Origin of the sequence: Haloarcula sp. JP-Z28 (assembly GCF_011440255.1) — an archaeon.
Lineage (GTDB): Archaea > Halobacteriota > Halobacteria > Halobacteriales > Haloarculaceae > Haloarcula > Haloarcula marismortui.
Window position 1 is genome coordinate 29910 of the sequence record NZ_JAAOHT010000010.1, and the last position, 17112, is coordinate 47021.

At 65.1% G+C, this 17112-nt stretch carries 19 protein-coding genes; 9 read left to right on the forward strand and 10 right to left on the reverse strand.

Going from position 1 to position 17112, the window contains the following annotated elements; genetic code table 11:
* Positions 1-28: 28 nt before the first annotated feature.
* Entirely contained in the window at positions 29-421 is a 393-nt protein-coding gene (locus G9463_RS06380; protein ID WP_004963876.1) for a hypothetical protein, read from the reverse strand.
* 171 nt (positions 422-592) lie between these two features.
* Between G9463_RS06380 and gpmI the strand changes: the two genes are divergently transcribed.
* Positions 593-2152, forward strand: coding sequence for a 2,3-bisphosphoglycerate-independent phosphoglycerate mutase (gene gpmI / locus G9463_RS06385; protein WP_165896271.1), 1560 nt, complete (start codon positions 593-595; stop codon positions 2150-2152).
* A gap of 17 nt (positions 2153-2169) precedes the next feature.
* Here the strand turns inward: gpmI and G9463_RS06390 are convergent, their stop codons facing one another.
* Positions 2170-2838: an RNA 2'-phosphotransferase gene (locus G9463_RS06390; RefSeq protein ID WP_165896272.1), complete on the reverse strand. Its 669-nt coding sequence runs from the start codon at positions 2836-2838 to the stop codon at positions 2170-2172.
* A gap of 186 nt (positions 2839-3024) precedes the next feature.
* Here G9463_RS06390 and G9463_RS06395 point away from each other — a divergent pair, with 186 nt between their 5' ends.
* Positions 3025-3759: a bifunctional helix-turn-helix transcriptional regulator/GNAT family N-acetyltransferase gene (locus G9463_RS06395; protein ID WP_165896273.1), complete on the forward strand. Its 735-nt coding sequence runs from the start codon at positions 3025-3027 to the stop codon at positions 3757-3759.
* A 91-nt stretch (positions 3760-3850) separates the two neighbouring features.
* Entirely contained in the window at positions 3851-4342 is a 492-nt protein-coding gene (locus G9463_RS06400; protein ID WP_004963863.1) for a pyridoxamine 5'-phosphate oxidase family protein, read from the forward strand.
* A 7-nt stretch (positions 4343-4349) separates the two neighbouring features.
* On the opposite strand, the gene nadC is transcribed toward G9463_RS06400, so the two are convergent.
* The 4 genes from nadC to G9463_RS06420 all read right to left on the reverse strand — a co-directional run bounded on the left by nadC (position 4350) and on the right by G9463_RS06420 (position 9626).
* On the reverse strand, positions 4350-5171 hold the full coding sequence (gene nadC / locus G9463_RS06405; protein ID WP_165896274.1) for a carboxylating nicotinate-nucleotide diphosphorylase: 822 nt from the start codon (positions 5169-5171) through the stop codon (positions 4350-4352).
* Complete coding sequence (locus G9463_RS06410) at positions 5171-6730, reverse strand: L-aspartate oxidase (RefSeq protein WP_165896275.1); 1560 nt, start codon at positions 6728-6730, stop codon at positions 5171-5173. The genes nadC and G9463_RS06410 overlap by 1 nt, the downstream gene beginning before the upstream one ends.
* 2 nt (positions 6731-6732) lie before the next feature.
* On the reverse strand, positions 6733-7860 hold the full coding sequence (nadA, locus tag G9463_RS06415) for a quinolinate synthase NadA (protein WP_174789895.1): 1128 nt from the start codon (positions 7858-7860) through the stop codon (positions 6733-6735).
* 269 nt (positions 7861-8129) lie between these two features.
* Positions 8130-9626, reverse strand: coding sequence for an amidohydrolase (locus tag G9463_RS06420; RefSeq protein ID WP_165896276.1), 1497 nt, complete (start codon positions 9624-9626; stop codon positions 8130-8132).
* Positions 9627-9707: 81 nt separating this feature from the next.
* On the opposite strand from G9463_RS06420, the gene hmgA reads away from it, so the two are divergent.
* Positions 9708-10925 carry a hydroxymethylglutaryl-CoA reductase (NADPH) gene (gene hmgA / locus G9463_RS06425; protein ID WP_011224791.1) on the forward strand — a complete coding sequence of 406 codons (1218 nt, stop codon included), beginning with the start codon at positions 9708-9710 and terminating at the stop codon, positions 10923-10925.
* A gap of 24 nt (positions 10926-10949) precedes the next feature.
* Here the strand turns inward: hmgA and G9463_RS06430 are convergent, their stop codons facing one another.
* Both G9463_RS06430 and G9463_RS06435 read right to left on the reverse strand, forming a co-directional pair.
* Positions 10950-11300 carry a hypothetical protein gene (locus G9463_RS06430; protein ID WP_004963847.1) on the reverse strand — a complete coding sequence of 117 codons (351 nt, stop codon included), beginning with the start codon at positions 11298-11300 and terminating at the stop codon, positions 10950-10952.
* Positions 11297-11821, reverse strand: a complete 525-nt coding sequence (locus tag G9463_RS06435; RefSeq protein WP_004963843.1) for a DUF5817 domain-containing protein — start codon at positions 11819-11821, stop codon at positions 11297-11299. Before G9463_RS06435 ends, G9463_RS06430 begins: the two co-directional genes overlap by 4 nt.
* A gap of 92 nt (positions 11822-11913) precedes the next feature.
* Here G9463_RS06435 and G9463_RS06440 point away from each other — a divergent pair, with 92 nt between their 5' ends.
* Both G9463_RS06440 and G9463_RS06445 read left to right on the forward strand, forming a co-directional pair.
* Complete coding sequence (locus tag G9463_RS06440; RefSeq protein WP_004963841.1) at positions 11914-12252, forward strand: cupin domain-containing protein; 339 nt, start codon at positions 11914-11916, stop codon at positions 12250-12252.
* Between the two features lie 37 nt (positions 12253-12289).
* A complete protein-coding gene (locus tag G9463_RS06445) occupies positions 12290-13087 on the forward strand; it encodes a hypothetical protein (RefSeq protein WP_165896277.1) in 798 nt (265 codons plus the stop codon).
* 21 nt (positions 13088-13108) lie between these two features.
* Here the strand turns inward: G9463_RS06445 and G9463_RS06450 are convergent, their stop codons facing one another.
* Positions 13109-13333, reverse strand: a complete 225-nt coding sequence (locus G9463_RS06450; protein WP_165896278.1) for a hypothetical protein — start codon at positions 13331-13333, stop codon at positions 13109-13111.
* Between the two features lie 81 nt (positions 13334-13414).
* On the opposite strand from G9463_RS06450, the gene G9463_RS06455 reads away from it, so the two are divergent.
* On the forward strand, positions 13415-13642 hold the full coding sequence (locus G9463_RS06455) for a hypothetical protein (RefSeq protein WP_007189053.1): 228 nt from the start codon (positions 13415-13417) through the stop codon (positions 13640-13642).
* A 197-nt stretch (positions 13643-13839) separates the two neighbouring features.
* On the opposite strand, the gene icd is transcribed toward G9463_RS06455, so the two are convergent.
* Entirely contained in the window at positions 13840-15102 is a 1263-nt protein-coding gene (icd, locus tag G9463_RS06460) for an isocitrate dehydrogenase (NADP(+)) (protein ID WP_165896279.1), read from the reverse strand.
* 150 nt (positions 15103-15252) lie between these two features.
* Between icd and G9463_RS06465 the strand changes: the two genes are divergently transcribed.
* Both G9463_RS06465 and map read left to right on the forward strand, forming a co-directional pair.
* Positions 15253-16095, forward strand: a complete 843-nt coding sequence (locus G9463_RS06465; RefSeq protein WP_165896296.1) for an isoaspartyl peptidase/L-asparaginase — start codon at positions 15253-15255, stop codon at positions 16093-16095.
* A 42-nt stretch (positions 16096-16137) separates the two neighbouring features.
* Positions 16138-17034, forward strand: a complete 897-nt coding sequence (map, locus tag G9463_RS06470) for a type II methionyl aminopeptidase (protein WP_004963823.1) — start codon at positions 16138-16140, stop codon at positions 17032-17034.
* Positions 17035-17112: the final 78 nt, after the last annotated feature.

Below are 17112 nucleotides of genomic sequence, written 5' to 3' on the forward strand. Positions count from 1 at the left end.
ACCCTTTGGTCACCCGCCGATTCGGTGGTTACTCCTTGCCCGACTCCTCGCGGAGCAGACGTTCGATGGCCTCGGCGATTTCCTCGTAGGACTGCATCGTCAGGCCGTCCGTGGTGATGAGCACGCCCTGACGTTCGGTCGTCGCCCGCACGAGGTAGCCGTTGGAGAACGCGCGCACGGTGAAGCGATAGTCGCCCAGCTCGGACTCTTGGTATGCGTTTTTTGTCTGCTTGTACCCCTGCCATTCGTGGCCGACGAAGTCGTTGAGGTCGGCGTCCTGTTCGAGGTCGTCCCGCAGGTAGAGCTGCTCGAAGTTCGCACGTGTGAAATACGTCACCGAGCGCAGCGAGTCGCCCGTCGCCGTCCGGGCTGTCGTAACGATTGCGTCGGCCAGATCCTCCGAGAGAATATTTCGAGTCATGCCCGACCGAAGGCGGGCCACCCTCTTAATTTCAGGGTTCCAGATACCGACAACGATAGCGGGGCGGAGGCGGGGGGATAGCCCCACCAGCACCGCCGAATTTCGCATTATCGACCGTCACGTTCGGGACTGACCGACAGTGTATTAGGCCGGTCGCGTGACCCACTGGATATGGACGCCGGACTCATCATCTTGGACGGGTGGGGCCTGAATCCGGACGACGATGTCCGGAATGCCGTCGCCGCCGCCGACACGCCGAACTTCGACCGCTACCGAGACGCGGGCGCAGCGTCGACGCTTACCACCCACGGCCGCCGGGTCGGTCTCCCGGAGGGCCAGATGGGCAACTCAGAGGTCGGCCACCTCAACATCGGGGCCGGCCGCGTCGTCAAGCAGGACTCTGCTCGCGTCAGCGACAGTATCGCCCGCTCGCGGGGCGAAGCCCCGCCCGATGACGACGCACAGGACCCGCCGTTCTTCGAGAACGAAACGATTCTATCGGCCTTCGAGCACGCCGAGGCGCACGGCGGCCGGGTTCAGTTCATGGGCCTCGTGTCGGACGGTGGCGTCCACTCGTATCAGGACCACCTGCACGCACTCATCGAACTCGCCGGCGAGCGCGGGACTGACGCTGTCTCACACGCCTTCACCGATGGCCGGGATACCTCGCCGACCGGCGGCGAGGACTACCTCGCCGACCTCGAAGCCCACGTCGAGGAACACGGGACCGGCCACGTCGCCACCGTCTGCGGACGCTACTATGCGATGGACCGCGACCAGAACTGGGAACGGACCCGCCGGGCCTACGACGCCATCGTTCACCGAGAGGGCGACCACCACGCCGATGAGGCCGTCACGGCCGCCACGGAGTCGTACGCCCGCGACACCACTGACGAGTTCATCGAACCCACGACTGTCGGTGACCACGCCGGCCTCGAAGCCGGCGACGCGGTCGTCTTCTTCAATTTCCGGTCGGACCGCGCCCGACAGCTCACCCGGATGCTCGGCGATATCCGACCCGAAGACTGGGGGGCCGACACCGAGCCACCGGACACCCGGCTGGTGACGATGACGCAATACGACGAGACGTTCGACCTGCCGGTCGCCTTCCCGCCGAACCAGCCCGAGGACGTACTCGGCGAGGTGCTTTCCGAAGCCGGGAAGACACAGATTCGACTGGCCGAGACGGAGAAGTACCCCCACGTCACCTACTTCCTCAACGGCGGCCGTGAGGTCGCGTTCGACGGCGAGAGCCGCGAAATCGTCGATAGCCCTGACGTGGCGACCTACGACCTCCAGCCAGAGATGAGCGCGCCGGAACTGGCCGACACCGCTATCGAGTTCATCGAGACTGAGGACCCCAGCGCGATGGTCCTGAACTTCGCCAACCCCGATATGGTCGGCCACACCGGCGACTTCGACGCGGCGGTGACCGCCGTCGAAGCCGTTGACGAACAGCTCGGGCGACTGGTCGAGACAATTGGGGCTGCTGGCGGTCACGCACTCATCTGTGCCGACCACGGGAACGCCGACGATATGGGCACGGAAGACGACCCGCACACGGCCCACACGACCAACCCCGTCCCGTTCATCTACCTCTCTCCCGACGGAACTGCCGGCGGTCGGACTGCCCGTGACGGCGGGACGCTGGCCGACCTCGCGCCGACGATGCTCACGCTCATGGGTATCGACCGGCCGGACGCGATGACCGGCACGCCGCTGGTCGAGTAGCGGGCGACGCAACCACGCTATTTTTCGAGCAGCGAAAGGTACACCGGCGACACGCGGTCAGTTGTGTACGTCTCGGTTCCGCGCTTGACGATTCGGCGGTCATCGGACTGCATTGCCGTGGCGTCGACGACAAACACGACGGGGTCGGCGGCGTGGCGACGCCCCACCTCCCGGGCCGCCGCGGCGGATTCGGAAAGGTGGACCGTCTGGCGGCTCATCGGCTTCAGTCCCGCCTCGCGTATCGAATCGACGTTCCGCGGGGCGGTCCCGTGGTACAGCGTCGCCGGAACGGGGTCATCGGTCCCGTCGAGGGTCACGTCAACGGAATGCCCGTATGCCGCGCGAACACGGCCGCCAGCGGTCGCAATTCCTGCTTCATTGCCGACGCTCGTCCGCTCGAATCGCCCTTTCGGGTCCGTGGCGATGACGCCGGCCAGTGCCGCAGCATCAGCCCAGTCGTACTGTCGCTCGACTGCGACACGGAGGGCATCGAAGCCCGTCCACCCCGCTTTGTCTACCTCGATGCCTGCGTCTTCGGGAAAATGTCTGAGCGCGCCCGAGACGAACTTCGAGAGCTGTCGTCGCCGTGCGCCGTCGAGAATGTGGGTCCCAGCTCCGTCACAAACCGGGCACGTGTCGCCCTCGAAGAAGCCGTCTTCGGGACAGCGGCGGACCGCGTCTGGCATAGTCGAGAATGAGCCACGACCATACAAAAGCGTCACGCGGACGTGCCAGTTTTCTGCGACACAGACACCTGTTCCAGCCGGTTTCACCGGCGGCCACGGCAGCGCTGCTGGCAAGGCGGCCTGCAACTGCAGGTGACGGTGCCGGGTAGCTTCAAGTAGATACAGTCATCAGTGGGCCATAGCGAGATGCCGTCCCCAACAGACCTCGAACTCGGCGGTGAGCGGTCCGACGTGTACCGGTTTGTGGAACGGAACGGCCCTGTCGCGCCCGCCGAGGTGGCCGAAGCTATCAGTGTCGACCCCGAGCGGTTCCAGCACCACGTCTCCATTCTCAAACGGGACGACCTCATCGAGGCCACCGAGGACGGGAAGCTCACCGTGGCACTTCATGGCGGTGAGACGGCCGAACACTACGAAGCCGGCGTTAGCTACGAGATACGCCCGTCCCGGCCGTCGGACCTCTCCGGCGTCGTCGGCACGATACGCGACGTGACCAGTGAAGCGCCGTATATTATCGCGGCCGGCGTCGCGGAGCAACTGGCCTACGAGGACACGCTCGTCCGGTGGGGTCCCAACCGCTGTCGCGTCGTGTTCGTCGCCACGGTGGACGACGATGTTGTCGGCTGGGTCCACGTCGCCATGTCCGAAGTGGACGAACTCGCGTCGACGGCCGAACTCACGCTCGGCGTGATGGAGACGTACCGACGCCATGGTATCGGCAGTCACCTGCTTCACCGCGGGGTCGAATGGGCCGCAAGCCGTGGCTGTCGGAAGGTGTACAACAGCCTGCCGGCGACGAACGAGCGAGCAATCGACTTTCTGAAGGCGGTCGGCTGGGCGACTGAGGCTGTCCGCACTGACCACTACGAAATTCGGGGCGAACTGGTCGACGAGGTGATGCTGGCCCGCCAACTGGACTGAGACGGACTGTATAGCGTCCCACCGCGTGGTGAATAGCGACCCCCGAGCCAGCGCCCTGTGGCTTTATGATTATCTACCGACAAGTGCTGGCATGACATTTGAGCAACTAGAAGAGTACGGGATGCTCCAGATGGACAGCGGGGATATCGAAAAGACGCTCGAACGCAAGAGTATCGGCGTGCTCGGCGTCCCAACCGACTCCGCGCCGCTATTGCGCCCGCTCAGTTTCTGGTACGACGGCGAGTCTGCGCTCTATTTCGTCTACGTTCTCGGTAGCGACAGCCGGAAGGTGACGGTGAGCGACCAGGCAGACGTTGCCCGGTTCCTCATTTATGATATCGAGACGACGTTCAACTGGCGCAGCGTCCTGCTGACGGGGACCATCGAGCGAGTCCCTGACGACGAACGCAGGGCAATCGAAGACCAGATTGACACTTCATGGAAGCCTGACGTGTTCGAGCGGGCGGCCGAGACGGAGGCCACAGCGCTGTACCGGTTCCAAATCGATGACCGGGCCGGTATCAAGCAACTCGAACTCCCGCCCGAACTCAGGTCTGAATCCTCGTCGAGTCGGCCGGAGTAACCGGGACTCAGCCCGTTCGGAAGGAGAAATCCAGCGTCGGCGCGGAGTGGGTCAGCGACCCCATCGAGATGATGTCCACACCTGTCTCGGCGTAGGCCGGCACGTCCGCGACGGTGATACCGCCACTGGCTTCGGTGAGCGCATCGGCATCTGACGCCGCTACGAGGTCGACAGCCCGCTCGGTCTCGCCGGGGGACATATTATCCAGCAAGACGATGTCTGCGCCGGCTTCCGCGGCCCGCGTCGCGTCCTCCGGGGCTTCGACTTCGACGTCGAGTTTTGTTGCGAAGGAGACTCGCTCGCGGAAGTGCTCAATAGCGTCAACGAGGCCCATTTCGGCGATGTGGTTGTCCTTGACCATCACCATGTGTGAGAGGTCGAGCCGGTGGGTGTCGCCGCCGCCAGCCGCCACCGCTCGCTTTTCGATGCCGCGCAGTCCGGGGGTTGTCTTTCGGGTGCCGGCGATACAGGGTGTGGAATCTGTCGTAGAGGATTCCGCCGCGTCGACGGCGGCACGGGTCTTCGTCGCCACGCCTGAAGCGTGACCTGTGATGTTCACGGCGACGCGCTCGCCGCGGAGCACCGACTGCGCGGGGCCGTCGACGCGAAGCACTACGTCGCCAGCGTCGATGGCGGACCCGGAGTCGACCGATGTCTCCACCGCGCAGTCCAGATACTCGAACACCGCGGTGGCGGCGTCGAGGCCCGCCACCACGCCGGACGCTTTCGCTACCAGACGGCCCTCGGTCGTCCCGGGTACATCGTTGGTCACGTCGTGGTGGCCCACGTCCTCGCGGAGCCACCGCTCGATGTCACTGTCGGTAAGCATCAGTCGGCCGTGGACTCCGGCGGCTCCTCGCTCGCGTCCACGAGATTGTGCGTGCCGACGCTCTCCTCGTTTTCGGCGGCGTGGCGCGCGATCAACAGGGCGGTGACGCTCGCGTGGCGGAGTTCGTACAGCGAGCGGCTGGTTCGGGTACGGACGTAGGCATCCACTTCGCCCTTGAGCCGGCGGAGGACGGCCATCGCGCGCTGGAGGTCCGCGGGGTCGCGCTCGACGCCGACGTTCTCGGCCATCACGCGGGTCAGCCGCTGGAACTTGTCGCGGGCAAACCGCTCTGGCAGGTCCGGGTCCCGTTCGAGCAGTTCCGGCGCTTCGATTGGCTCCGGGTCGGCCCCGGCAGCGTCTTTGCCGGCCCGCAAGCCCCAGACCAGTCCCTCAAGCAGGGACGTGCTGGCGAGGCGGTTCGCACCGTGGACGCCGGTCCGGGAGCACTCGCCGACGGCGTACAGTCGGTCCAGCGTCGTCCGGCCGCGGTCGTCGACGTTGATGCCGCCACAGAGGAAGTGCTCGGCGGGCGCGACCGGGATGCCGTCTTCCCAGTCGACACCGTGTTCCGTACAGCGCTCGGCGAGGTTCGGGAACTCCTCGTCGAAGTCGAGCGGCGAGACATCGAGCGTCACTTCGCCCGTCGCCTCCCGCTCGGCTTTGACTGCCCGGGCCACCACGTCGCGGGGCGCGAGTTCGGCGTCAGCGTGGTAGTCGGGCATGAACCGCTCATTGTCGCCGTTCCGTAGCAGGCCGCCCTCACCGCGGACGGCTTCGCTGACGAGGAACGCGACATCGCCCGCTCCGGCGGTTCCACCGCCTCCGTCCGAGCCACGGGGTGGCTCGCTATCGAGCGTACAGGCCGTGGGGTGGAACTGCACGTACTCCATATCCTCGACCTCGGCTCCGGCGAGCGCGGCCATGCCGATGCCGTCACCGGTCGTGTTGTCGGGGTTCGTCGTCCGCGGGTAGAGGTCGCCGATGCCGCCGGTCGCCAGCACGACGCTGCCGGCGAAGTACGGGTCGACCTCGCCGTCGGATTCGAGCATCGCGCCGTGGACCCGCCCCTCGTGACGGATGAGTTCGAGCGCGGCGGTGTCGTCCAGAATCTCCACGCCGTCGTGGTCGTCGATGTAGTTCAGGAACGGGACGTGAATGTGCTTGCCCGTCGAGGCGTCCACGTGGAGGATGCGGTCTTCGCTGTGGGCGGCCTCGCGGGTGAAGTCGTGGCCCGAGCCGTTCTGGTCGAACTCGACGTCCAAGGTCTCAAGCAGCACGTCCTCGACGGCCTCGTTGGCATTCTCGACCAGCACATCGACGGCGTCGGGGTCGGCGGTGCCGTCGGAGGCGGCCATGATGTCGTCTTTGAATTCTTCGGGCGTATCTCGGGAGATGGCGATGCCGCCCTGTGCCCACCAGGAGGAGGAGCCTTCCGGGCGGGTCGCCTTCGTGGCAAGCGTCACGTCGTCGCCTTCGCGGGCCGCAGCGAGCGCTGCCGCCAGTCCGGCGATACCGGAACCGATGACCAGCACATCCGTCGTAATCGGGTCGTCCGTCATGGTCAGATCTCCAGCATTCGGTCCATCGCGACCTGTGCCAGTTCCTTCTCCTCGGGCGCGACTTCGATGACGTTGCGCTCGCGGCCCTCGACCAGTTCCTCAAGCACCCACGCGAGGTAGTTCGGGTCGATCTGGCGCATGGCGTTGCAGTCCATGCAGGCGTCGCCACACAGCGGGACGACATTCACGTCGGGATGCCACCGCTGGAGGTGGTGCGTGAGGTGAATCTCCGTGCCGATGGCCCACGTCTCGCCGGGGTCGGCCTCGGCGACGGACTCACAGATAGTCGACGTGGAGCCGGCCACGTCGGCGGCCTCGACGACCTCGCGGCGACACTCGGGGTGGACGATGACGTTCGCGTCGGGGTAGTCCTCGCGGATGGACTCGATGTGGTGCTCTCGGAACCGCTCGTGGACCTGGCAGTACCCCTCCCAGAGGATGACGTCGTTTTCGACGGCGTCAGCGGCGTCGGTCCCCTCGGCGTCCCAGGGATCCCACTCGACGGTTTCGTCGGCCATGCCGAGCCGGTGTGCCGTGTTTTCACCGAGGTGTTTGTCGGGCAAGAACAGCACCTTGTCGCCCTTCTCGAAGGCGTACTCGAAGGCCTTGTGCGCGTTCGAGGAGGTACAGACCAGGCCGCCCTGCTCGGCGCAGAAGGCCTTCAGGTCGGCGTAGCTGTTCATGTACGTGATTGGGATGATTTCCTCGTCGTCGTCGAGCGCCGCGGTCAGTTCGGCCCACGCGGCGTCGACCTGCAGCGCCTCGGCCATGCCGGCCATCGGGCAGGAGGCCTCCATCGACGGGAGAATCACGGACTGGTCGTCGTCCGTGATGATGTCTGCGGATTCGGCCATGAACGTCACGCCGCCGAAAATCACGTAGTCGGCGTCGGACTGGGCGGCTTCTTTCGAGAGCTGGTAGGAGTCGCCGATGAAGTCGGCGTGTTCGACAATCTCCTGTCGCTGGTAGTTGTGGCCGAGGATGACCACATCATCGCCAAGCTCGGCGAGCGCGCTCTCGATGCGTTCGGTCCGCTCGTCCGCATCGAGGTCCCGGTACGACGGCGGGAGCTGCTCGAGGTTGTCATACTTGAAGAGGCTAAGATCCGTCTCGAACGCGGCGGTTTCCATTTCGGGCACGTTGTATCCACCTGTGGGTACTCACACTTCGTAACTACTCCGTGAAAAGATTTTATCTTCAAAGAAGCTAGTTGGTGGCGGAGAAAATTGTGTATCCAATATCGGTGGACACTATACTTTTGTTTCCGTGGTTGGTGACCGCTCTGGTTTTATATCCGGCTTTGGCGACTTATCCGGTTCTATATCCCGTATTGCTGAATCAAGTTGTTTGTTACCGAACAACAAGAACCGCGGCGCTTCGATACCGCCCTTTGTTTGATTCAGTCCCCGGAGTCGAATACGATGCCCCCGGCGCTGACGGTCATTGTGACGTCTATGTCCGAAATCTTCCCGTTCGGTACTTCCCACGGCGAGGCCGATAGCACAGCGAAATCCGCGACCGACCCCGGTGTGACTGTGCCCATCCGGTCCTCGTCGAAGCCCGCATAGGCAGCACCGCTGGTGTACGCCCGGAGCGCCTTGCCGACTGTCAGTCGCTGGCTCGGCTCCGGCGCGGTAACGGCCTGCTGAACACCATACAGCGGGGAAAGTGGCATACAGTCGCTCCCGAAGGCCAGTTGTGCGCCGGCATCCACGAGGTCGCGGAACCGGTTCGTCAGCGCGCGGCGCTCGCCGAGTCGCTCGTCGTACAGGCCGCCCGGCACCGCCCAGCGGTGGAAATTCGGCTGGGCCGAAACGACCAGCGGCGACGCCGCCAGTCGCTCCACCAGATCGCCCGTGAGCACCTCGGTGTGTTCGACGCGGTGGCGCTCGTCCGCGGCGTCGATTGATTCGATAGCCGAAAGCAGCGCGTCGATAGCCGCGTCGCCGATGGCGTGGGCGGCGAACTGGAGGCCCGCGTCGTCCACCGCTGACACGAGTTCCCGGAGGGCATCTGGGTCCGTTCGCCACTCGCCGACGCTGTCGCTGTCGGCGTAGGGGTCCCGGAGCCGCGCGGTTCCGGCCCCGAGCGACCCGTCGATGTACGCCTTGATAGCGCCCGTTTGCACTCGGTCGCTCCCGTGGTTCGTCACTAAGCCGAGTTCCCGTATGGCGTCGAGGTGGTCTACCCAGTAGTTGAGCCGAATCCGCAGGGAGAGGGCGTCCTCGGTGTCTAGATCGCGGTACACCCGCGGGGCGTGAGACTGCCGTACCATGTCGTGGACGGCAGTGATTCCCTCAGAGAGAGCCACCTCCTGTGCGGCCAGCAGGTACTCTCGGGTCTGCGTGTAGTCGGGCGCGATAGCGTCGAAGACGGCCTCGGCGGCTTCCTCGACGAGCACGCCGGTCGGCGCTCCGTCCTCGGTCCGAACGCCGTCGCCGGGCAAGTCCAGTACGTCCAGCGCGGCGTGGTTTACCGACACCGTGTGGATATCCTCGCGCGCGGCCGCGACCGGGCGATCAGCGCTCACCCGGTCCAGCGTCGCCGCTTGCAGCAAGTCTCCGTCCCAGTCGCTCTCGTCGTAGCCAAATCCCAGAATCCAGCCCTCGCCGTCGTCGGCCGCCAGCAGCCGGTCGATGCAGTTGTCCGGGCCGTCTGCCCCGGCGAGGTCGGCTTCGACCGTACGCCGGCCGACGATGTCAAGATGCGTGTGGGCGTCGACGAAGCCGGGCAACAGCACGCCACCGCGACAATCGACGGTCTCAGCACCCGCTGTCAAGAGTTCGTCCGGGTCACCGACGGCGGTAACCGTGCCGTCCGTCACTGCAACCGCGGACGCCGGGTCGTCGCCGGATAGCGGCCGTACCTCACAGTTCGTGAATACGCGGTCGACCATACAGACTCCGGGCGCGGCGACTGCAAAACGCTTGGCCTGCCAAGAGCAACTGTTAGGAGTCCCGAAGCCACACCGGTCAGTATGACCGACTCCGACGTCGTCGCGCTCGCAGAGCGCGTTCGTGACGGTGAGTTGCGGCTCTACGAACTGGAAGACCACGCCGAGCCCGACGTTGCGGCGGCGGCCCGCAGACACCTGCTGGCCGAGGAGACCGACACGGACCTCTCTGCGGTCGGCGACTACACGTTCGACGCCGCCGACGCCGAGAGCAACATTGAAAACATGGTCGGCGCGGCACAGGTCCCGATGGGTGTTGTCGGCCCGCTGCCCGTCGACGGCGGGGCCGCCGAGGGTGACCACCACCTCCCGCTGGCGACCAGCGAGGGCGCGCTGCTGGCCTCGGTTAACCGCGGCGTCTCGACCATCCGCAACGCCGGCGGCGCGACCGCCCGCGTCCTCAAATCCGGAATGACCCGCGCGCCGGTGTTCCGCGTCGAGGACGTGGCTGAGGCGGGCGAGGTGTCGGCCTGGGTCCGCGAACACGTCGATGTCCTCGCCGACGCCGCCGAATCAACGACGAGCCACGGCGAGCTACAGGACGTGACACCCTACGTCGTCGGCGACAGCGTCTTCCTGCGCTTCTCTTACGACACCAAAGACGCGATGGGGATGAACATGGCGACCATCGCAACAGAGGCGGCCTGCGATGTCGTCGAGACCGAGACGCCGGCCGACCTCGTGGCGCTCTCGGGCAACCTCTGTTCGGATAAGAAGCCCGCTGCCATCAACGCCGTCGAGGGGCGTGGCCGCACCGTCGCCGCGGACGTGTTGATTCCCCATGAGCAGGTCGAGGACCGACTCGATACGACCTCCGACGCCATCGTCGAGGCCAACACCCGAAAGAACCTCGTCGGCTCCGCAAAGGCCGGTGCGTTAGGATTCAACGCTCACGCCGCCAACGTCGTCGCCGCCGCCTTCCTCGCGCTCGGGCAGGATATGGCACAGGTCGTCGAAGGGAGCAACGCTATCACGACGGTCGACGCCCGCGAGGACGGCCTGTACGCCTCGGTCACCATCGCATCGCTGGAGGTCGGGACCGTCGGCGGCGGGACGGGCCTGCCAACCCAGTCCGAAGCGCTGGACGTGCTGGGGTACAGCGGTGGCGGCGACCCCGCCGGGAGCAACGCCGACGCGCTCGCCGAAGTTATTGCCGCCGGCGCGCTGGCCGGCGAACTCTCTTTGCTTGCGGCGCTGTCCTCGCGCCACCTCTCCTCGGCGCACGCTGACCTCGGGCGGTAGTCCCGGCTTCGGGGCGGTCTGTCATCACTGCCGGCTCTGACTCACCAGAAAGCCGGCACCCGCAACGAGCACGACGACGCCGGCGAGCAGGAGTGCTTCCTCGCCCAACAACGGACCGAGCACGAGCAGCGCCCACGCGACGGCGAAGACACCGTGTGCGATGGCGAACAGCCGGCGGCCCCGGCGAGCGAACACGACCGTGCCCAGCGCGAACCCGAGCGTGAGAACGACCGCCGAGAGCGCAACCGTGCTCACCCGCAACGAGCCGACTGCGACGGGTTCGACGACTGGCGTGAGCAAGAACAGCAGTCCCGAGAGACCGACGAGCGTCCCGACTGCGACCGGTCCGGGCTCGAAATCCAGTGTTGCGGTCATAGCAGCCGGTAGTGCCCCCGACTCTCCGATGCCTCGCCGGCACGAACCAGCTTTTTCAACGCCTTCCGGGTGTACGACGCCGGGACGCCACGCTCCTCGGCGTAGCCCACGATATCGTCTTCGGTCGGCTCGTCCAGTGCCCGCAACGCGTTCGTGACCGTCTCCTTACGGCTCGACCCGCCCGTCGCTCCCTGTTCGGCGCGGTCGGCAGCCGCCGACACGGCGTCGGTGTCCACCCCCGAATCTTCGAGATACGTCTTGTCGTCCACGCCCGCGTCGTCGACCTGCCGCTCCATCTCGGCGTAGGAGTCCAACTCCGCGAAGGCGTCGCCCTCCCCTTGGCGGTTCGCAAGCATCGACGCCCGAACCTCTCGGGCGTGGGCCTCGTCGTCTGTCTCGACGAACTTCCGACGCTTCTCGTGTTTGCGGCGCGTGCCACACCGCGGGCACTGGGTCGTCTCCGGTCGCCCCTCGGTGACCCACAGCGCGCTGCACTCACTACACCCGACGACCGCATACATACCTCTCCGTCAGGGCCGGACGGTACTGAATCCACCGACGTCCGATGCCGGGGGACGAAGGATTAGGTGCGGCGGACATGACATAGCTGAGCATGGAAGAAGTACCACAGGCGGCCTGTGAGACAGTCGAAGCAGTCGACGGCGTGCACCTGACACAGATGGCCGTCGGAGAGGAGATGAGCGTCCAGCAGTTTCATATCGAACCCGGCGCGGCCGTCCCGGAGCACAGCCACCGCCACGAGCAGGTCGGCTACGTTGTGAAGGGAACTTTTACCTTCCACGTTAACGGCGAGGAGTACGTCATTGGTCCCGGTGACTCCTACGTGGTCCCGAGCGAGGAACCACACGAGGCGCGCAACGACGGCGAGGAGCCGGTCCGTGGTATCGACGTATTTAGTCCGCCGAGGCCGAATCCGGACTGGCAGGACTAACCACAACTGTTTGAGCCCTCCAGCTGTATGGTAACCAATGACGCGAGCAGTGGTTGCTATCGTGACGCTCGCGCTCGTACTCGCCGGCTGTTCTGGGTTCGTCCAGCAAGACAGTCCCGAGACGGTCACGCCGGCAGCGGTGCCGACCGACGGGGTCGGGTATCCGCCGGGCGTGAGCGACGACGCAGTGGTTCCGTCAACGCTGGCCAGCACCCACGAGCGGACGCTTGCGACGACGAATTACACGCTGGTCACTCGCCAGTGGGTCACTGACAGCAACGGGACAGTACTCCGGCGGTCCAACCACACCCGCTACGTCGCGGTGAACAAGACGACGTACGCAGGTCGGTTCCGCCAGAACGGCACGGAGTTGAACACGTTCACCACCCGCATTGACTACTGGACTAACGGTTCCATCGTTGCGGCCCAGTACGACGAGCGAGTGAACCGCCGCAGCCAAGTCAAGTGGTCTGTCCGCGACGACGGCCCGGTCTCGGACCTCTCGGAGCGCCGGACGATACGTGGCGTCGGAGAAGCCGTCGCTCTCTCCGTTGCAGACCGAAGTGACAGCGGCGTCGTCCTCGTCGGCACCCGCTTTCGGAACCCTGACAGACTCAACACACCGCTGTTCGTGAGCGACCCCCGCAACGTCTCCGTCCGACTTCGCGTCAATCACGATGGCACCGTTTCGGCGTTTCGGCTGGCCTTCGATGCTAAACGGAGCGACCGACAGGTTCGTGTCTCCCAAGAGATGCGGCTCCGACACATCGGGTCGACGACAGTGAGACAGCCGGAGTGGGTCGAAAATACAACTCAGCGGTCGCTTCAGGACTAAGAGTCTGCCTGCAGCGAACACTCAGGCGCTGCCGAGCGCGGGAAACACTCGCCGCGATGCGAGGGTATAGCCGGCGTACAGGAGGACCAGGCCCATGTACACCTCCCAGGTAGCGAACGCGGAGACGCCGCCGGACAGGTCGGCGAGAGCGGCCTGTTCGGTGAGTGCCCCGCCAACGGTTAGCCCAGCTGCGAGTAGCGTCGAGAGCAGGAGTTCAAGTAGCTCTGGAACCGATTCTGAGACCATGTGTGCCCAGATATCATTCCGAACGCATTTGTAGCTCTTTCGATCCGAGAGAGCTTAGTAGGTCCACGAGGACGGACCTGTATGAGTCAAAACTGGAACGCGGACTACGCGACACTCGCGAAGCGCGGGTTCATGCTCGGGGCAGGGCTGTTCCTCCTCGGCATCGCGGGCGAAGTCGCCGGAAGCGCCGTTCTCGGGACGCTCCCCGCCTGGGGCGACACCCTGCTAGTCGACATGGAAATGCTCGGTATTCTCGTCGGACTTCTCTCGCCGCTCGTGTTTGGCGTAGTTATGCCGCTGACCGAGTAACGCTTCTCGGACGGCTGTGCTGCATAAGAAACGCAACTCCCGAGAGATAGCGCTGTTCTCCAAATGATACTCGCCTGTGTCGTCACTTTCGGGCTGTAACGCGCACTAAAAATGTAGAGTTCGGGTGGTCAGCGCGATTCGCTTATGCGAGCTTCTCGATGTTCTGGCGGCTTTGCCGCCAGAGCCCAGAAACTTGCTTATGCAAGTTTCTCGATGTTTTCGACGACCTTCTCGGCGAACTCGCTGGTGGCGAGCTTCGTACCGCCTTCGATCTGGCGTTCGAGGTCGTAGGTGACGTTGCCAGAGGAGATGGTCTCCTCGACGGCGTCACGAACGAGCTGGCCGGCGTCCTTCCAGGCCATGTATTCGAGCATGAGGCGGCCGGAGAGGATCATTGCGGTCGGGTTGACCTTGTCCTCGCCGGCGTACTTCGGCGCGGAGCCGTGGACCGGCTCTGCGAGACAGCGGGCCGAACCGAAGTTCGCACCGGGGGCGATGCCGAGGCCGCCGATCTGTGCGCCGGCAGCGTCGGACATGTAGTCCCCGTTGAGGTTCATCGTCGCGATGACGTCGTACTCGTCGGTACGGGTCAGGAGCTGCTGGAGCATGTTGTCGGCGATGCGGTCGTTAACGACCAGTGAGTCCTCGGGCGCCTCGCCGTCGTACTCGTCCCACAGCTCGTCCTCGGTGATGACGTGCTCGCCGTACTCCTCTTCGGCGACCTCGTAGCCCCAGTCACGGAAGGCTCCCTCAGTGAACTTCATGATATTGCCCTTGTGGACCAGCGTGACGCTGTCGCGGTCCTCTTCGAGGGCGTAGTCGATGGCCTCACGGACGAGGCGCTTGGTCCCGAACTCGGTGATCGGCTTGACGCCGATGCCGACCGGGCCGTCGTGGATGGTCTCGTCGAAGTTCATCTCGTCCTCGACGAACTCCTTGACCTCCTCGACTTCGTCGGTGCCGGCCTCCCACTCGATGCCGGCGTAGACGTCCTCGGTGTTCTCCCGGAAGGTGACCATGTCCATCTCCTCGGGGTCTTTGACCGGTGACGGGACGCCCTCGATGTGATAGGTCGGGCGAACGTTCGCGTAGAGGTCGAGCGTCTTGCGAAGTGCGACGTTCAGCGAGCGGAAGCCAGCGCCGACCGGTGTCGTTAGCGGGCCCTTGATAGCGACGTTGAACTCTTTGATGGCTTCGACGGTGTCATCAGGGAGGTTCTCGTCGTACTTGTCTCGGGCGGACTGGCCGGCGTAGATGCGCATCCAAGAGATGTCACGACCGGTTGCGTTCGCCGCGGCTTCGAGCACTTTCTGTGCGGCCGGACCCACGTCGGTCCCGATACCGTCCCCGTGGATGATAGGGATAATCGGGTTTTCCGGAACGTCGAGTTCGTCGTCCTCCGTGACCTGAATCTGCTGTCCCTCGTCGGGAACCTCCACTTTGTCGTAATCGTAGCCCATATTCCGCCAATTGACAGTCGCCCCTAAAGGCGTGCCGCTTTCCCTCAGACGTGGTAACACAGTGCGTAAAGAAAGGGCACGACCGCACGCCAGCACGTCACTATCGCAATGGTCGGAGGTGATATGCCTTTCGTGTGTCAACGGGTCCGCATGCACGTCATCGTCCACGGCGGCGCGGGCAGTCCACCAGAGTCACCGGCCACCCGACAAAAAACGCTTACCGATGCCGCTGAACAGGCAACGGAGGCGGCGCGTCCGATGGGCGCGGTGCTGGCCGCGCTTCGGCCACTTGAATCAGACCCAGCATTCAATGCCGGCGTCGGTGGGGCAATCCAGAGCGACGGCGAAGTCCGGACTGACGCTGGACTGATGACCGACGACGGCGGGGTCGGAGCGGCGTGTGCAATGTCTGGCGTTGTACACGCCGCGGATGTAGCCCATACTGTGGCAACTGAGACGCCACACGTCCTCCTTGCCGGCGACGAGGCCGTTGAGTTCGCGGCTGGCACAGGTGTCGAAACCGGCCGGGACCTCACGACTGCAGAGACGCGACAGCGATACGAGCGCGCGGACCCGCCCGACGGTGGCCCCGCTGACCACCTCGACTGGGTCCGTGAGCATTTCAGCGGCACTGACACCGTCGGCGCGGTTGCGACCGACGGGGACCGGCTCGCCGCGGCGACGTCGACCGCCGGGCGCTGGTACGCGCTGGCCGGTCGAGTCGGCGATGTGCCACAGGTCGGGGCCGGCTTCTACGCGGACGGCCGCGGTGGTGCGAGCGCGACCGGCGAAGGGGAGGCTATCGCCCGGTTCGGGGTGGCTCGCCGCGCTGTCGAACTACTGGACACGTACGGCCCGAAACAGGCCGCCGAAGAAGCCATCGCCGAGTTCGAGGACGCGACCGGTGGACGTGCCGGCGTCATCGTTCTCGACCATGCCGGCCATACCGGGGCCGAACGGAACACCGCCGCAATGCAGACCGCGACGAAATAGCAGAGGGAAACCCCTTTGCCCGCCACCGACTAACCGGCGTGCATGACTGACGTGGACTTCGATTCCGAGCAGTACGAGAAATGCCGCGAAGCGGGCGAAATTCTAGCACAGGTACGCGACGAGGCGGCCGAACGCGTTGAGGTGGGCGTCTCTCACCTCGAAGTCGCCCAGTGGGCCGAGGACAAGATCCGGGAACTGGGCGGCAAGCCAGCGTTCCCGGTGAACATCTCTATCGACGAGGAGGCCGCTCACGCTACTCCCGAGCGCGACGACGACGCGACGTTCGGCGAAGAGATGGTCAACCTCGACATCGGCGTCCACGTCGATGGGTGGCTCGCCGACACCGCCGTGACGGTCGACCTCTCCGGGCAGGACGAACTCGCCAAAGCCCCCGAAGAGGCCTTGGACGCCGCGCTGGACGTTGCCGGCCCGGGTGTTGATGTGGGCCAGATCGGCGCAGCCGTCGAGGAGGTCATCGAAGGGTACGGCTACAACCCCGTCGTGAATCTCACCGGCCACGGACTCGGTCACTGGGAACAGCACACGTCGCCGAACATCCCGAACCGCGAAGTGGCACAGGGTGCGACGCTCGACGTGGGTGACGTGGTCGCTATCGAGCCGTTCGCCACCGACGGCCGCGGCAAAGTGCAGGAAGGGGCTGACGAGGAGATTTTCGCCCTCGAACGGGAAGGATCAGTCCGGAACCGGCAGGCCCGACAGGTCCTCGAACAGATCACCGATGAGTACCGCACGCTGCCGTTTGCCGCACGCTGGCTCGACTCGCCGCGAGCGGAGATGGCGCTTCGCCGCCTGAAACAGCAGGACATTGTCCACGGCTACCCGGTACTCAAAGAGCAGGACGGCGCGTACGTCAGCCAGAAGGAGCACACCGTCATCATCACTGAGGACGGCTGTGAAGTAACGACGCGCTCTCGGTAGCGCGACACCGACTTCGAACCCGCCCGGTGATACCGGACTACTGTTTTCGAGTCCCGTCAGCCGCATCACTATGTGGTT

What these genes read in the sequence shown, in the direction of transcription:
- G9463_RS06380 (WP_004963876.1), bottom strand. Translation starts at nt 421, where the DNA reads ATGACTCGAAATATTCTCTCGGAGGATCTGGCCGACGCAATCGTTACG.
- gpmI (WP_165896271.1), top strand. Translation starts at nt 593, where the DNA reads ATGGACGCCGGACTCATCATCTTGGACGGGTGGGGCCTGAATCCGGAC.
- G9463_RS06390 (WP_165896272.1), bottom strand. Translation starts at nt 2,838, where the DNA reads ATGCCAGACGCGGTCCGCCGCTGTCCCGAAGACGGCTTCTTCGAGGGC.
- G9463_RS06395 (WP_165896273.1), top strand. Translation starts at nt 3,025, where the DNA reads ATGCCGTCCCCAACAGACCTCGAACTCGGCGGTGAGCGGTCCGACGTG.
- G9463_RS06400 (WP_004963863.1), top strand. Translation starts at nt 3,851, where the DNA reads ATGACATTTGAGCAACTAGAAGAGTACGGGATGCTCCAGATGGACAGC.
- nadC (WP_165896274.1), bottom strand. Translation starts at nt 5,171, where the DNA reads ATGCTTACCGACAGTGACATCGAGCGGTGGCTCCGCGAGGACGTGGGC.
- G9463_RS06410 (WP_165896275.1), bottom strand. Translation starts at nt 6,730, where the DNA reads ATGACGGACGACCCGATTACGACGGATGTGCTGGTCATCGGTTCCGGT.
- nadA (WP_174789895.1), bottom strand. Translation starts at nt 7,860, where the DNA reads ATGGAAACCGCCGCGTTCGAGACGGATCTTAGCCTCTTCAAGTATGAC.
- G9463_RS06420 (WP_165896276.1), bottom strand. Translation starts at nt 9,626, where the DNA reads ATGGTCGACCGCGTATTCACGAACTGTGAGGTACGGCCGCTATCCGGC.
- hmgA (WP_011224791.1), top strand. Translation starts at nt 9,708, where the DNA reads ATGACCGACTCCGACGTCGTCGCGCTCGCAGAGCGCGTTCGTGACGGT.
- G9463_RS06430 (WP_004963847.1), bottom strand. Translation starts at nt 11,300, where the DNA reads ATGACCGCAACACTGGATTTCGAGCCCGGACCGGTCGCAGTCGGGACG.
- G9463_RS06435 (WP_004963843.1), bottom strand. Translation starts at nt 11,821, where the DNA reads ATGTATGCGGTCGTCGGGTGTAGTGAGTGCAGCGCGCTGTGGGTCACC.
- G9463_RS06440 (WP_004963841.1), top strand. Translation starts at nt 11,914, where the DNA reads ATGGAAGAAGTACCACAGGCGGCCTGTGAGACAGTCGAAGCAGTCGAC.
- G9463_RS06445 (WP_165896277.1), top strand. Translation starts at nt 12,290, where the DNA reads ATGACGCGAGCAGTGGTTGCTATCGTGACGCTCGCGCTCGTACTCGCC.
- G9463_RS06450 (WP_165896278.1), bottom strand. Translation starts at nt 13,333, where the DNA reads ATGGTCTCAGAATCGGTTCCAGAGCTACTTGAACTCCTGCTCTCGACG.
- G9463_RS06455 (WP_007189053.1), top strand. Translation starts at nt 13,415, where the DNA reads ATGAGTCAAAACTGGAACGCGGACTACGCGACACTCGCGAAGCGCGGG.
- icd (WP_165896279.1), bottom strand. Translation starts at nt 15,102, where the DNA reads ATGGGCTACGATTACGACAAAGTGGAGGTTCCCGACGAGGGACAGCAG.
- G9463_RS06465 (WP_165896296.1), top strand. Translation starts at nt 15,253, where the DNA reads ATGCACGTCATCGTCCACGGCGGCGCGGGCAGTCCACCAGAGTCACCG.
- map (WP_004963823.1), top strand. Translation starts at nt 16,138, where the DNA reads ATGACTGACGTGGACTTCGATTCCGAGCAGTACGAGAAATGCCGCGAA.